The following is a 15,649-nucleotide window of genomic DNA, read 5'->3' on the forward strand; positions in this document are numbered from 1 at the left end:
ACACCAAAAATTAGAATATGTTTGATAACATAAAAGAATATATAGACGCATTAAATATTGACATTATTAACAATGATCGTAAAGTTGTTTTACAACCCTTAATCGCTTTTTTAAAACATAAAGGCGAGGAAAATAAACCAATAGATTTAAATTTTATTTGCACACATAATTCTAGACGCAGTCACTTATCTCAAGTTTGGGCTCAAGTAATGGCAAATTACTTTTCTATAGAAAATGTTACCTGCTATTCTGGAGGAACGGAAGCAACTGCCTTATTTCCAAAAGTAAAAAAAACACTTGTGAAAATTGGATTCGATATCAAAATCATATCTCAAAGTAATAATCCAATTTACAGTATAAAATATGCAGATAACGTGCATCCTCTTATCGGGTTCTCTAAAACGTATGACAATTCGTTTAATCCTAAATCTAATTTCGCAGCAATCTTAACCTGTTCGCATGCAGATGGCGAATGTCCTTTTATTAGCGGAGCAGAAAAAAGAATTCCTATTACATTTAACGATCCGAAAGCTTTTGATAACACAGACTTTCAAGACCAAAAATATCTTGAAAAATCTAATGAAATTGCTACAGAAATGAAGTATGTTTTTCAACAACTTAAAGTCAAATAAATGAAAAAATATTATGCCGAATCTATAGGTACTTTTGCTATGGTTTTTTGTGGCACAGGTGCCATGACTATAAACGAAATTACTAACGGAAGTATTTCACACGTTGGTGTTGCCATTGTTTGGGGCCTTATTGTAATGGCCATGATTTATGCCTTTGGAGATATTTCGGGAGCACATTTCAATCCTGCTGTTTCTATAGGTTTCGCTATTACAAAAAAATTTTCGTGGAAAGAAGTGCCAAAATATGCATTCGCGCAACTAATTGGAGCTGTTTTAGCAAGTGGATTATTATGGTTTTTATTCCCCGAAAGTCAATTTTTAGGAGAAACCGTTCCAGCTGATCGTTTTCCACCATACAAAGCGGCAATCTTAGAATTTATTTTAACTTTCTTTTTAATGCTTGTGATTATCAACGTCTCAACAGGAAGTAAAGAAATTGGTACAATGGCAGGTATTGCTATTGGTGGAGTAATTTTATTAGAAGCTATGCTTGCTGGACCTATGACAAAAGCATCTATGAATCCTGTTCGGTCTATTGCTCCTGCCCTTTTTACGGGTAACTTTCAGTATTTATGGTTATATATTTCTGCTCCAATTCTTGGCGCTATTACTGCTGCTTATAGTTCTAAACTTGTCAAAGACTAAAACGACAGAGCCTATGGCAATTGCTAACTCATAATCTCATGTTAATATTTGTTTAACTAATTAATTAAATAGTTAAACATTTTGTATCTTTATCGTATTAAAAATTAATATGATGGCAAAAAAGAAAAATATTACTCAGAATGATATCATTTCATTCTATATGGATTACGTTTTAGAACACAATCAGCAACCAAAATCGGTTTACAGCTTTGCAAAACATAATAACTTTGATGAATCTAAATTTTATGAGTTTTATAGTTCTTTTGAAGTTGTAGAAAAACATATTTTTAAAGCGTTTCATGACAACACATTGTTAGCTTTACACAAGAGCAAAGAGTATCCCGATTTTGAACCTAGAAACAAGTTATTAAGCTACTACTTTACCTTTTTCGAGAACTTAACTGCTAACAGAAGTTATGTTGTGTATACTTTACACAAGAATAAAAACAGCATGAAATCATTGGAAGTCCTTAAAGAGTTAAAATCAAGCTTTACGCATTACATTGCGGATCTTGGTATTGATTTGTTGGATGTTAAACAAGAACAACTTGAAAAAATTCAAAATAGAGGCTTAAAAGAAACGGCGTGGCTTCAATTGCTACTTACTATTAAATTTTGGTTAGATGACACATCGACTAGTTTTGAAAAGACAGATATTTTTATAGAGAAGTCTGTAAATACAAGTTTTGATGTACTCGATGTTTCTCCTGTTAAAAGTTTAATTGATTTTGGAAAATTTATTTTTAAACAAAAGGCGCAATCCAATTAAAAAGATGTAATCGGTTAACTCAAACCTAATACAATTTTAATCTAAAATACATTTACTATTGAAAACGATAGACAATATACCAACTTCTAAAATCCAGCGTGCCTCGAAAATGGTTAAAACCGGAGCAAAAGTTGGCGTAAATTACATAAAATATTACGGAGATCGCTTAACTAAATCTGAAGCAGAATCTAAGGTAAGATTAAACGAAAATAATGCTGAAGATATCTATGATGGATTGAAGCAGTTAAAAGGTAGCGCGCTTAAAGTTGCACAAATGCTTAGTATGGAAAAAAGTATTTTACCTCAAGCGTACGTAGAGAAATTCTCATTAGCACAATTTTCGGTTCCACCACTATCTCCTCCTTTAGTTATTAAAACTTTTAAAAAATACTTTGGTAAACTACCAAATGAAATATTCGATACCTTTAATTCTAGTTCTGTAAATGCGGCCAGTATTGGTCAAGTGCATGTTGCAGAAAAAGAGGGGAAGAAACTTGCTGTGAAAATTCAATATCCAGGTGTCGCAGAAAGCATTTCTAGTGATTTAGCAATGGTAAAGCCTATTGCTATTAAAATGTTTAATATTAAAGGAAAAGATAGTGATAAATACTTCAAGGAAGTAGAAGACAAACTAGTTGAAGAAACTAATTATCTACTCGAAATTAAGCAAAGTAAAGAGATTGTTAAAGCATGCAAACATATCCCAAATCTTAAGTTTCCTACTTACTATGAAGCATTATCTTCAGAACGTATTATCACTATGGATTGGATGGAAGGCGAACATCTTTCAGAATTTACCGCTTATAATACCGATCAAGACAAAGCAAATAAATTAGGCCAAGCGCTTTGGGACTTTTACATGTACCAAATGCACGTCTTAAAAAAGGTACATGCAGATCCACATCCTGGGAATTTTTTAGTTTCAAAAGAAAGCGATTTAATAGCTATTGATTTTGGGTGTATGAAAATTATACCAGATGAATTTTATGTTCCATATTTTGAATTAGCTAGAAAAGAAAGTATCGACAATCCTGTAATATTTGATGCTAAAATGTATGAATTAGAGATTTTACGTGAAGATGATTCTGCAGAGGAATTGACTTTCTTCAGAAACTTATTTCATGAAATGCTTAGTCTATTTACCCAACCTTTTCACGAAGATGTTTTCGATTTTTCTGATCCAGGATTCTTTGAAAAAATAACGGAATTAGGGCAAAAATATAGCAAAAGCACAGAATTACGCAAGATGAATGGTAATAGAGGATCTAAACATTTTATCTATATAAATCGAACCTTTTTTGGCTTGTATAATTTAATGTTTGATTTAAAAGCTAAGAATATTCAAATCAATAATTATAAAACATTATAGATGCAATATTTTAGTTTAGAGGACATCAATAATTTACAGCATTTATACAAAATAAACCTGATAAACAGTTGTTCAGGTTTTAAGAGTGCAAACTTAATTGGAACAAAATCTAAAAAAGGCATTGAAAATGTAGCCGTTTTTAGTTCAATTACTCATATTGGATCTAATCCACCAATTTTAGGCTTCTTTTGCAGACCAACAACTGTTACTAGAGATACTTACGAAAATATTAAGAAAACTGGAGTATACACCATAAATCATATTCATGAATCAAATTTTCAAGAAGCACATCATACTTCTGCAAAATACGATTCGGAGACCTCAGAATTTGATAAAACAAGCTTGTCATCAGAATATAAAAAAGGCTGCTTCGCTCCTTTTGTTGAGTATTCTCCTATTCAAATAGAAATGAAATTTGTTGGAGAATATACTATTAAAGAAAATAATACTATCTTAGTTTTAGGTGAAATTCAAGGCCTTTATATCAATGATAAATTAATAACCCAAGATGGATTTATTAATTTATCTGAAGCAAATGTAGCAACCATTAATGGATTAGATGGTTATGCATTTCCAAAATTAAAAGAAAGATTAGCTTACCAAAGACCAAAAACATAAATATGAAAATACTTGTTACAGGTGCTACTGGCTATATAGGTAAACGTATTATTCCGTTGCTTATAGAGCAAGGACATACTGTAATTTGTGCTGTTAGAGGAAAACTAAGAACAGAAAAAAGATATAGTGAAGAAGACAATGTTCAGGTTGTTGAAGTCGATTTCTTAAACAAAGAGACTTTAAAAAATATACCCAAAGATATAGATGCAGCGTATTATCTTATCCATTCTATGTCAAATTCTATTTCCAGTTTTCAACAAATGGAAAACGATTGTGCTATTAATTTTAAACTTGCAATAGAAAAAACGAATTGTAAACAGGTTATATATTTAAGCGGAATTACAAACGATACAAAGCTTTCAAAACATCTACTCTCTAGGAAGAATGTAGAAAATATGTTAGCCTCTAATAAATACGCACTTACTGTTTTTAAAGCAGGTATTATTGTAGGCTCTGGAAGTAGTTCATTCGAAATTATTAGAGATTTAGTAGAAAAACTACCTGTAATGGTTGCTCCTAAATGGTTAAATACAAAAACACAACCTATTGGAATTCGAGATGTTTTATCCTTTTTAACTCGCAGTTTAGGGGAAAAAAAAATATATAATACGTCTTTCGATATTTTTGGGCCTGAAGTTTTAACGTATAAAGAACTTTTACTGCGGTTTGCAAAATCGAGAGATCTTAAAAGAAGAATTATTACATTTCCAATCATGACACCTCAATTGTCTAGTTATTGGTTGTATTTTGTGACGTCTACATCGTACAAATTAGCGAGAACTTTAGTAAATAGTATGGGTGTTGAAATCATTGGGAAACCGAGTAAAATAAACACAATACTTGATGTACATCCAATGTCTTATGATAAAGCTTTAGAGCTAGCATTTGTAAAAATTAAGCAAAATAGTATTGTATCTAGCTGGAAAGACTCTTTTGCAAGTAGTAGTAGTAGTAGCAGAAAGCGTATCTCTTCAAAATACATAAACGTTCCAAAATATGGTTGTTTTAAAGATATTAAAGAATTAAAAGTATTAGATGAAGATCGCACTTTTGCAAAAATATGTGCTATCGGAGGAGAAAACGGATGGTATTATGGTACGTTTCTATGGCAAATTCGTGGCTATATTGATAAGTTATTTGGTGGTATTGGATTACGAAGAGGACGCACAAATAAAAACACGATAAAAACGGGTGATGCTTTAGATTTTTGGCGTGTACTTTTAGCTGATGAGGAAAATAAACGTTTACTCCTTTTTGCAGAAATGAAATTACCAGGAGAAGCTTGGCTGGAATTTAGAGTGGCAAAAGGAAAAGTTTATCAGCGTGCCGTTTTTAGGCCTAAAGGTTTAGCAGGTAGGTTGTATTGGTATAGTGTTTTGCCTTTTCATGGTTTTATCTTTAATGGCATGATAAAGAAACTTGCAAGTGCCTAAAGGAGTAAAAAAACAAAATCTACCATCTAAAGTTTGCAGCACTTGTAACTTACCTTTTTCATGGCGAAAAAAGTGGGCCAAAGAATGGGATAACGTAAAATATTGTAGTGAAAAATGCCGAAGAAACAAAATAAAACCAGCTTAGTTTGGTTTAGAAACGACCTCAGAATAAACGATAACAGTACTTTAGTAGATGCCATAAATAATAGTGAAACCGTAATTGCAATTTATTGTTTTGAACCAAGATACTTTAAAGAAAATAAATCTGGCTTTAAAATAACCGAAAAATATAGAGCTAAATTCCTAATTGAAACTGTTACAGATTTAAAACAACAATTATTAAATCTAGGTATTCCATTATATGTCTATAATGCAAATACTGAAATGTGTATAGCTGAATTAGAATCGCAGTACAATTTTGATGCTCTATACCTTCAAAAAGAATGGACTAAAGACGAAAATAAAGTTTTTCAATTGGTTAGAAATACTTGGGATAAAGACTTTAATATTTACCATGAATACAATCAGTTTTTATATCATCCAGATGATTTGGACTTCGATATTCAAAAACTACCAGCAGTTTTCACAAATTTCAGAAAAGATGTAGAAAAGCGATGTGATATTCGACCTAAAAATGACATTTTAAAAATAGAAAACAAAAATACTTCTGTAATTAATAACACGGTTGTACCTACTTTAAAAGATTTAGGTTTTGAGGATTTTAAGCAACATCCAAATTCGGCTTTTCCGCTAAAAGGTGGAGAAACTGAAGCTTTAAAACATTTAAATAATTATTTTTTTGAAACTAAAAAATTAGGGGTTTACAAAAAAACAAGAAATGGTTTAATAGGAAAGGATTTTAGCTCAAAATTTTCACCATGGTTGGCAAATGGAAGTTTGAGTGCAAAAACCATTTACTGGAAAGTGAAAGAATTTGAAACCCTTCATTTTAAAAACCAGTCTACTTATTGGCTTATTTTTGAACTTATATGGAGAGATTATTTCAAATATATCTCTATGAAACATGGTGGTAAAATTTTCAAAATTGGAGGTATTCTCGATAAAGACTACACATGGAATACGTACCAAAAAGATATAAATAAATGGATTAATGGAGAAACCAACGAACCTTTTGTTAATGCCAATATGATAGAATTAAAAAAGACAGGATGGATGAGTAATCGCGGCAGACAAAACGTAGCGAGTTATTTTGCGAAAACACTTAAACTAGATTGGCGTATTGGGGCTGCCTATTTTGAATCTATGTTAATTGATTACGATGTGCATAGTAATTATGGTAATTGGATGTACGTTGCTGGTGTTGGTAACGATCCACGAGATAGAACATTCAACGTTAAACTTCAAGCCGAACGCTATGATAACGCAGGCAAGTATCAGCGTTTGTGGTTACAAGACGCAATGTTTTAAAACAATTAATATCAGTCTTAGCGCAGTAGAATACTTTATAAAATAAAAAATACAACATATTAAAATTTGAAAACATTAAGATTAATATTAGGTGATCAACTTAACAGTAAACACTCATGGTTTCAAGGCGATCAAAAAGACTTTATGTATTGTTTATTTGAAATGCGACAAGAAACCGATTATGTAAAGCACCACATCCAAAAGGTGTTAGGCTTTTTTGCTGCGATGCGAGAATTTTCAAAGACATTACAATCTGAAAATTGTCAAGTAGTATATTATAATTTAAATGACAAACAGAACACTCAAAATCTCGTAGATAATCTTGAACAATTAATTGAGAAACATGATATTGATAAATTTGAATATCAAGAACCCGATGAATATAGACTAGACGAACAACTTTCGATATTCTGTAAATCATTGCCTTTACAAACCCAAGTCTATTCTACAGAACATTTCTATACCAAAAAACAAGATTTAGCAAGCTTTTTTAAAGATAAAAAGCAATGGCTAATGGAGAGTTTTTATCGAGACATGAGAAAAAAACATGATGTCTTAATGGTTGCAAATCAACCAGAAGGTGGCAAATGGAACTACGATAAAAGTAATAGAAATAAGTGGAAAGAGAAAGAAAGTATTCCTGATTTTAAGGCTTTTAAAAACGATGTTTCAGATATTTTAGCTGTTATAAAATCTAAAAATGTAGAGACTATAGGTCATTTTAATTCAGACTATTTCGAATACCCCATTAATAGGAAACAAGCTTTATCCCAATTAAAATATTTTTGCGAGCATTTATTAATTCATTTTGGAGACTACCAAGATGCCATGCATACAGAAGAAGTTTACCTTTTCCACTCGCGTATTTCTTTTGCAATGAATTGTAAATTAATTTCACCAAAAGCAATAGTAACTACTGTATTAAATTATTGGCGGAAACATGGAGAAGACATTAACATTTCTCAAGTAGAAGGATTTATAAGGCAAATTATTGGATGGAGAGAGTATATGCGAGGCATGTATTGGGCATTAATGCCAGAATATAAGACTTTAAATTATTTAGAAAATTCAAATACATTACCAGATTTCTTTTGGACTGGTAATACTAAAATGAATTGTCTAAAAAGCGCAATAACCAATTCTTTAGATAATGGGTATGCTCATCATATTCAAAGATTAATGATTACTGGCAATTATGCGTTATTAACGCAAATTAATCCAGACGAAGTCGATGCTTGGTATTTAGGCATTTATGTAGATGCTGTGGAATGGGTTCAATTACCTAACACTAGAGGCATGAGCCAATTTGCCGATGGTGGTAAAATAGCAACCAAACCTTATGTGTCTAGCGGAAGTTATATTAGTAAAATGAGTAATTATTGCGATGATTGTTACTATAATAAAAAGGAAAAAATTGGACCAAAAGCCTGCCCTTTTAATAGTTTGTATTGGAATTTCTTAGATGATAAACGCGAAAAATTAAGTCATATTTTTAGAATGAAAATGATGTATAGTTTATTAGATAAAATGAAATCCGAAGTTTTATTTGAGCTAAAATTGAGAGCACAAGAAATTATTGAAAATCCAGATAATTTTTGATTTAAATTGTTTGGTTAGCTACTTACTCAAGCTTAAGGAAGATGAATTCTGTTTTAGTAGAAGACAACCGTTTGGCAAAAAACACGAAATACCTTTAAACACGTAACGGGTAAAAAGAGACACCTGATTTCTTAAGTAATTATGAAACAAGAACTACAAATAGTATGGTTTAAAAGAGACCTTCGTTTACAAGATAATGAGGCTATTGAGCGCGCTTTAGCAGCTAACAAACGTGTACTTTTGTTATATGCTTTTGAAAAATTTTTACTAGAAGATAAACATTACAGTAAACGCCATTGGGATTTTGTAAAACAATCGCTGGAAGATTTAAATGCAACACTAAAATCATTAGATTCTCAAGTGTTGGTTGTTAACGACAGTATCCAAACTATAATTACAAAACTAAAGCAACACTATACTATAACTCAAGTATATTCGCATCAAGAAACAGGAATCCTATCTACTTTTAAGCGTGATCTTCAATTTCATTCATTTTGTAAAAAAGAAAATATAATTTGGCTAGAAAATGCCAATAATGCCATTATTCGCGGCATAAATAATAGAAATACTTGGTTTGAAGATTGGAATAATTTCATGAATAATGACTATCACTTATTTCTTCCGAAGAAAAACCAACTACTCACAATTTCAGAAATAATTAACCTTGAAAAAGATTTCGAAATCACACCTCTAAAAACATTAAATACTAGAGATTTTCAGAAAGGTGGTACAACCACAGGATTGAAATATATGCGTTCTTTCTTTTCCGATCGTGTTCCTAATTATATGTTTCATATTAGTAAACCAATTGAAGCTAGAACCGGTTGCAGCCGCTTATCGCCTTACATTGCCTGGGGAAACTTATCTGTTAAACAGGTTATTAATTTAGCTGCAGAGGTTAGAGAGCAAGGCAAACATAAACGCCATTTAAATGCTTTTATGTCTCGATTACGTTGGCAAGCCCATTTTATTCAGAAATTTGAAATGGAACATTTAATGGAATTTAAAAGCGTTAATAAAGGCTATCATGAACTTAATAAACCTGAAAACAAAGTGTACCAACAAGCTTGGAAAACTGGACAAACAGGTTTTCCGTTAGTCGATGCATGTATGCGTTGTTTAAATGAAACTGGATATCTAAACTTTAGAATGCGCGCAATGGTCGTCTCTTTTTTTACTCATAATCTATGGCAGCCTTGGCAAGCTATGAGCGAATATTTAGCATCAATGTTCTTAGATTTTGAACCTGGAATACATTATCCACAAATACAAATGCAAGCAGGAGAAACAGGCATTAATATGTTACGCATTTATAATCCTGTAAAAAATAGTATTGAACATGATCCAAATGGTGAATTTATAAAAAAGTGGGTTCCAGAACTGGCTAGCTTGCAAGCACCTTACATACATGAGCCACAAACGCTATCTTATTTTGACCAGCAATTAACAGGTTTCGAACTCGGCAAAGACTATCCTTTCCCTATTGTTAATGAGAAAGAATCTAGAAAAAGAGCGAGCTCTATTTTATGGAATATGAAAGATAATCTTATCGTTAAAAAGGAGGCTAGCCGTATTCTTAAACGTCATACATTAAGCAATAGGTTACAGATGGTTAAGGGTACTTAATATAATTACCTTTAATCTTTTGTTAATTTTGTTTAACTATTTAGTTTAAAAGATAAACATTTTGTAATTTTGAGTACTTGTTGCAATAATTCTACTTAAATTATGATATTAAATACAACACATACTAGTAAAGAAAACAAAGAGTTAATTAACGATTTAGTTGGAAAACCATACAGCTTTATGCAAAGTATAAAGTTAAAAGGTATAGGTTCGAAACGTATGGTTATTGAGGATGCTAGTCCTAATTTTAAACAGTATTTAAATACGGTTTCAGATATAAATTATGCTAATTTAGAATTGAGATCTAGTGGTATTCTTATACATATTACAAAAGGTTTACAAAACTTTACTTGGACAATACCATTCTATCAATTAGTAATATATAAAACTAATGGTTCTAGCATTCATGCGCAAGGTAGATTTATTCACTTTCAAAATAACAAAATGCTTAAAGAGAACAAACTGTTTTTTGATAAGGTTTTAAATGAAAAAATAAAATTTGATGAACAATATAATTTCCAAAGTTAACAGCCCAGAAAACTTCACCATAGAAGATATAGATCGCATTATAGAAATGGCTTGGGAAGATAGAACTCCTTTTGATGCCATAACCTTTCAATTTGGTATTAAAGAGCAGGAAGTTATTGAACTTATGCGAAAGGAAATGAAGTCTAGTAGCTTTAGAATGTGGCGAACTAGAGTTCAAGGTAGAAACACCAAACATGCAAAAAATAGAAATTTTGAAGACGGACGCTTTAAATGTTCAAGACAAAAACAAATAACACACAACAAAATAAGTAAAAGGTAAATATTGCTATGACACGAGCTAAGATTAGTATTCTATTTTATACTTCTTTCTTAAGCGAAGTGCATCTGACAACTATTTAAAATAAAGACTACAGATGATAAAGACTGATTTAGAATTGCTTACAAAACAAGATGACACCAACATTAACGGAATCTCTAACACAGATATTGGTAATGACCATTGGTTTACAGGTTTAAATACACCTATGAGAGCAGACGCTTTTGCTGTTTCGGATACAGATAAAAAAGAAAAAATAGCAGATTTATTCTCCCAAATAATGGATGTTTTAGGTCTCGATCTAACAGACGATTCATTAAAAGGAACGCCTAAAAGAGTGGCCAAAATGTACGTAGAAGAATTGTTTTCTGGTTTAAATCCAGAGAATATGCCAGCCATTACTTTATTCGATAATAAGTATCAATATAACCAGATGCTTGTAGAAAAAAATATCACATTTTACTCCAATTGCGAACATCACTTTGTTCCAATATTTGGAAAAGCACATGTGGCATACATTTCATCGGGTAAGGTAATTGGTCTATCCAAGTTAAATAGAATTGTACAGCATTTCGCAAAACGGCCTCAAGTACAAGAACGTTTAACAAATCAGATAGCAAACGAATTAAAAAGAATTCTTAATACAGAAGATGTTGCTGTTATAATTGATGCTAAACATTTATGTGTTTCTTCACGAGGCATTAAAGATGAAGCATCTGCAACTGTAACTTCCTATTACGGAGGTGCATTTAAGGCGCAAGCTAAAATAACTGAATTTCAGAGTTATCTAAAAGACTAAAAAAAGGTATTAAATAAGTCATTGCGTTAAAAAGTAGGATTCGAATACCCGCTGATAAAATTATAGGAGCTTCATGAAAGCTACAGAAAAAAATTTATTAGTAGTACATAAAAAATAAGTAGGAAACTTAATTGATGTCATTCACAGAGGGTCTTGCAGTCATAAAATAAAATTTAAAAAACGACCGACGAGTCGAACTTTAAACAAGAATTGATAGTCGTTAACAAACATGATGTCTGTTCTCTTAAAAACATTAATTATATGAAAAACATTTTAGTTATAGGCGGAAGCAAAGGTATTGGAAATGCCATTATTAATAGTCTTGTATCAGACAATAGGGTATTTAATATTAGTCGAACTTCACCAGAAAATGCACATCAAAATTTAACACATTATACCTGTAACGTTTTAACTGATGATTTACCAGAGATTGATGCTGTAGATACTATAATCTATTGTCCTGGAAGTATTAATTTAAAACCTATTTCAAGATTAAAGCTTGATGATTTTAGAGACGATTACGAAATTAATGTTATTGGTGCTGTAAAATCAATCCAGCATTATTTACCACAATTAAAAAAAGGAAACGCACCTTCTATCCTACTCTTTAGTACAGTTGCAGCAAAATTAGGGATGCCTTTTCATGCTAGTGTTGCCGCTGCGAAATCTGCTGTAGAAGGTTTAACAAAATCTTTAGGTGCCGAATTAGCCCCTAATATTCGTGTTAATGCTATTGCTCCTACAGTTACAGATACTACCTTAGCTGCAAAACTGCTGCGTAACGAGAAGATGGTGGAGAATATAAAAGAGCGTCATCCGCTTAAAAAATTCTTAAACCCAGAAGAGGTAGCTAATATGGCAATATTTTTAATATCTGAAAAAGCCGCTTCAATTTCAGGACAAGTTTTCGAAATGGACTGTGGTATAGTAAGCTTTAAAATTTAATTATGAATCCAATCAAAATATTCGCTCAGACCTTGTTTTCAAAAGAAAAATCGAACACAGATAGCGTATCTTCCATTTACGATATTAAAATTAAGGGATTAAATGGTAAGCCAATTGATCTCTCTCAGTTTAAGGGAAAACATATACTATTTGTTAATGTTGCTTCAAAATGTGGCTTTACTCCACAATATAAAGAACTTCAAGAATTAAATGATACTTATAGTGATAAGCTTCAAATTATAGGAGTGCCTTGTAACCAATTTGGTAAACAGGAACCGGGAGACGCCCATGCCATAGAAACTTTTTGTGAAGTAAATTATGGTGTTACTTTTTTAATCACTGAAAAAATTGATGTTAAAGGAAATAATGCGCATCCTCTTTATAAGTGGTTAACATTAATGAGTAAGAATGGTGTCTCTAATTCTTCAGTTAAATGGAATTTTCAAAAATATTTAGTAGATTCCGAAGGTAAACTTGTTGATTATTATTTTTCAACAACAAAACCAAAAAGTTCTAAAATAACCAAACATTTAAAGTAAATATGAAGCTAGCGAAACCTATAATTTTCTTTTTAATAATAAATTTTGGTGGTCTCGCCTTAGGCAGTTGGTTGATGAATAATGGACCAATGACCAATTGGTACCAGTCGTTAAACCAGGCACCATGGACACCTCCGGGTTGGGTTTTTGGTGTGGCTTGGACCACTATAATGATTTGTTTTTCAATTTATTTAGGTTATTTATTTATAAAATTAGATTCGCAGAGACTAAGATTAGCTTTTGGGTTACAAGTTTTCTTGAATGTGATATGGAACTATGTGTTTTTTAATCAACACTTAGTGGCATTAGGTTTAGTTGTTATTTCTGCGCTAACGGTTATCATTTTTACGTTTTTCTTCAGCAATTTCAAAACTATAAAAAACAAGAGCTATCTATTATTACCTTATATGATTTGGCTATTGATAGCGACATCATTAAACGCTTATATATTATTTAATAATTAAGAGAGTATTTCCTTCTAACCGGAAATTAAAATATAATTTTCTATGAAAATATACACATTACATAAAAAACAAAAATTACCGATAACATTAGATCAGGCGTGGACTTTTTTGTGTAATCCTGCAAATCTATCAAAATTAACGCCTTCAAAAATGAATATGAAAATCATTTCTGGAGCAGATAGACCAATGTATGCGGGACAAGTATTACAATATAGCGTAACACCACTGGCTGGTATTAGCACAAAATGGGTTAGTGAAATCACCCAATTTGAAGCTCATAAATATTTTGTAGATCTCCAATTATATGGTCCTTACTCATTTTGGCACCACAAGCATTTTATTCACGAAATAGATGGTGGTGTAGAAATGGAAGACATTATAGATTACAAGGTTCCATTAGGACTTTTGGGTCAATTAGTTCATCCCATTTTAGTGAAACCAAAATTGGAAGAAATCTTCAATTATAGAAAGGAACAATTAGAAAAGTTATTTGGAGTTTATAAATAATTTATAATCATCTCTTTTTATATTAGCCTTTCGAAATACTGAAATAAAACAAATTATTAAATGAAAGCATCTGTAAATATATTCTGGTTTAGGCGCGATTTACGTTTAGAAGACAATCACGGCTTTTATGAAGCTTTAAACAGTGACAAGCCGGTATTGCCTATTTTTATTTTTGATGAAGACATTCTTAATAAACTTCCAAAAATGGATGCTCGTGTTACTTTTATACATGAGAATTTAAAAGCAATGCAAGCGATTCTAAAAAGAGAATATAATTCTAATATTGCGATATTTCATGGTAAGCCAGAAACTATATACAAACAGTTAATTGAAAGTTATACTATAGACTCAGTTTATACAAACCGTGATTATGAACCTTACGCGCTTGCTAGAGATAACCATATTAAAGTACTCTTAACTTCTCATAAGATAAATTTTAAAACGTTTAAGGATCAGGTTATTTTTGAGCGCAACGAAATTGTTAAAAAAGATGGGACAGCTTATAAAGTGTATACGCCTTTTTCTCGTCTTTGGATAGATGAATATAAAAGAACGGCAGTCACTTTTTTTCCTTCGGAAGAACTTCTACCCAACACAATAAAATCTTCAGAATTGCCAAATTTAAGCCTAGAAGCTATTGGTTTTAAAGAAGCTAAAGTAAAAGTAAAACATTATACTGTAACGCCAACATTAATAGCAGATTATGAAGCTACCAGAAACTTCCCTAGTCAAGATAATACATCGAAATTAGGACCACATTTACGTTTTGGAACTGTTAGTGTTCGTAAAATGGTTAATGAAGCGTCAAAGCAGCAAAATATTACTTTTTTAAAAGAATTAATATGGCGAGAATTCTTTATGCAAATACTCTGGCATTTTCCGCATACAGCAAAAGATAGCTTTAAACCCAAATACGATCGTATAGAATGGAGCAACAATGAAACTGAATTTAATGCTTGGTGTGAAGGTAACACAGGTTACCCTTTAGTAGATGCAGGTATGAGACAGTTAAACGCCACTGGATTTATGCATAATCGTGTACGTATGCTTGTGGGTAGTTTTCTATGTAAACATTTGTTAATCGATTGGCGTCTAGGTGAAGCCTATTTTGCTTTAAAGCTTCACGATTATGACATGTCTAGCAATATTGGAAACTGGCAATGGGTTGCAGGATGCGGTGTAGATGCTGCACCTTATTTTAGAATCTTTAATCCAACAACCCAAATTGAAAAGTTCGATAAGCAGCACGACTATATAAAAAAGTGGGTTCCAGAATATCAAGAGCTCACCTATCCTACTCCAATTGTTGATCATAAAGCAGCTAGAGAACGTTGTTTAAGAGTTTATAAGGCGGCTGTTTCGTAATCTTTATCAAACTATATTTCAAATCCTGTTCGTCTTTATGATGTAAAAGATGGAATAAATTTATGAGATTTAATTTTTTATAGTTCTAAAAATAGCATAAAAAAAC

The 15,649-nt window shown here is 31.6% G+C and carries 18 protein-coding genes; all 18 read left to right on the forward strand.

The window, feature by feature from the left end:
* Nucleotides 1-17: 17 nt before the first annotated feature.
* The 18 genes from RH82_RS05030 to RH82_RS05110 all read left to right on the forward strand — a co-directional run bounded on the left by RH82_RS05030 (nucleotide 18) and on the right by RH82_RS05110 (nucleotide 15,543).
* A complete protein-coding gene (locus RH82_RS05030; RefSeq protein WP_034058657.1) occupies nucleotides 18-632 on the forward strand; it encodes a low molecular weight phosphatase family protein in 615 nt (204 codons plus the stop codon).
* Nucleotides 633-1,277, forward strand: a complete 645-nt coding sequence (locus RH82_RS05035; RefSeq protein ID WP_034058659.1) for an MIP/aquaporin family protein — start codon at nucleotides 633-635, stop codon at nucleotides 1,275-1,277. It abuts the gene before it with no gap.
* A 112-nt stretch (nucleotides 1,278-1,389) separates the two neighbouring features.
* On the forward strand, nucleotides 1,390-2,046 hold the full coding sequence (locus RH82_RS05040; protein WP_034058720.1) for a TetR family transcriptional regulator C-terminal domain-containing protein: 657 nt from the start codon (nucleotides 1,390-1,392) through the stop codon (nucleotides 2,044-2,046).
* Nucleotides 2,047-2,104: 58 nt separating this feature from the next.
* The gene (locus RH82_RS05045; protein WP_034058662.1) at nucleotides 2,105-3,415 is read left to right on the forward strand and encodes an ABC1 kinase family protein; all 1,311 of its coding nucleotides are present in this window, start codon (nucleotides 2,105-2,107) and stop codon (nucleotides 3,413-3,415) included.
* Nucleotides 3,416-4,033 (forward strand): flavin reductase family protein, encoded by a 618-nt coding sequence (locus tag RH82_RS05050; RefSeq protein WP_034058665.1) that lies wholly within the window; start codon nucleotides 3,416-3,418, stop codon nucleotides 4,031-4,033.
* Between the two features lie 2 nt (nucleotides 4,034-4,035).
* Complete coding sequence (locus RH82_RS05055; protein ID WP_034058667.1) at nucleotides 4,036-5,466, forward strand: SDR family oxidoreductase; 1,431 nt, start codon at nucleotides 4,036-4,038, stop codon at nucleotides 5,464-5,466.
* Nucleotides 5,459-5,611, forward strand: coding sequence for a DUF2256 domain-containing protein (locus RH82_RS18120; RefSeq protein ID WP_081979189.1), 153 nt, complete (start codon nucleotides 5,459-5,461; stop codon nucleotides 5,609-5,611). Before RH82_RS05055 ends, RH82_RS18120 begins: the two co-directional genes overlap by 8 nt.
* Entirely contained in the window at nucleotides 5,581-6,894 is a 1,314-nt protein-coding gene (locus tag RH82_RS05060; protein ID WP_034058669.1) for a DASH family cryptochrome, read from the forward strand. Before RH82_RS18120 ends, RH82_RS05060 begins: the two co-directional genes overlap by 31 nt.
* A 66-nt stretch (nucleotides 6,895-6,960) precedes the next feature.
* The gene (locus tag RH82_RS05065; protein ID WP_034058671.1) at nucleotides 6,961-8,493 is read left to right on the forward strand and encodes a cryptochrome/photolyase family protein; all 1,533 of its coding nucleotides are present in this window, start codon (nucleotides 6,961-6,963) and stop codon (nucleotides 8,491-8,493) included.
* Nucleotides 8,494-8,634: 141 nt separating this feature from the next.
* On the forward strand, nucleotides 8,635-10,119 hold the full coding sequence (locus RH82_RS05070) for a cryptochrome/deoxyribodipyrimidine photo-lyase family protein (RefSeq protein ID WP_034058672.1): 1,485 nt from the start codon (nucleotides 8,635-8,637) through the stop codon (nucleotides 10,117-10,119).
* A 102-nt stretch (nucleotides 10,120-10,221) separates the two neighbouring features.
* Nucleotides 10,222-10,647: a hypothetical protein gene (locus RH82_RS05075; RefSeq protein WP_034058673.1), complete on the forward strand. Its 426-nt coding sequence runs from the start codon at nucleotides 10,222-10,224 to the stop codon at nucleotides 10,645-10,647.
* Nucleotides 10,622-10,927, forward strand: coding sequence for a TIGR03643 family protein (locus tag RH82_RS05080; RefSeq protein WP_052158217.1), 306 nt, complete (start codon nucleotides 10,622-10,624; stop codon nucleotides 10,925-10,927). Before RH82_RS05075 ends, RH82_RS05080 begins: the two co-directional genes overlap by 26 nt.
* A 94-nt stretch (nucleotides 10,928-11,021) precedes the next feature.
* Nucleotides 11,022-11,723, forward strand: a complete 702-nt coding sequence (folE, locus tag RH82_RS05085; protein ID WP_034058674.1) for a GTP cyclohydrolase I FolE — start codon at nucleotides 11,022-11,024, stop codon at nucleotides 11,721-11,723.
* Nucleotides 11,724-11,984: 261 nt separating this feature from the next.
* A complete protein-coding gene (locus RH82_RS05090) occupies nucleotides 11,985-12,668 on the forward strand; it encodes an SDR family NAD(P)-dependent oxidoreductase (protein WP_034058676.1) in 684 nt (227 codons plus the stop codon).
* Nucleotides 12,669-12,670: 2 nt separating this feature from the next.
* Nucleotides 12,671-13,207, forward strand: a complete 537-nt coding sequence (locus RH82_RS05095; protein WP_034058678.1) for a glutathione peroxidase — start codon at nucleotides 12,671-12,673, stop codon at nucleotides 13,205-13,207.
* A gap of 2 nt (nucleotides 13,208-13,209) precedes the next feature.
* Nucleotides 13,210-13,671: a TspO/MBR family protein gene (locus RH82_RS05100; protein WP_034058680.1), complete on the forward strand. Its 462-nt coding sequence runs from the start codon at nucleotides 13,210-13,212 to the stop codon at nucleotides 13,669-13,671.
* Nucleotides 13,672-13,713: 42 nt separating this feature from the next.
* Complete coding sequence (locus RH82_RS05105) at nucleotides 13,714-14,178, forward strand: SRPBCC family protein (protein WP_034058682.1); 465 nt, start codon at nucleotides 13,714-13,716, stop codon at nucleotides 14,176-14,178.
* A gap of 60 nt (nucleotides 14,179-14,238) precedes the next feature.
* Nucleotides 14,239-15,543, forward strand: coding sequence for a cryptochrome/photolyase family protein (locus RH82_RS05110; protein ID WP_034058684.1), 1,305 nt, complete (start codon nucleotides 14,239-14,241; stop codon nucleotides 15,541-15,543).
* Nucleotides 15,544-15,649: the final 106 nt, after the last annotated feature.

The sequence above is a fragment of the Lacinutrix jangbogonensis genome (assembly GCF_000797445.1).
Lineage (GTDB): Bacteria > Bacteroidota > Bacteroidia > Flavobacteriales > Flavobacteriaceae > Lacinutrix > Lacinutrix jangbogonensis.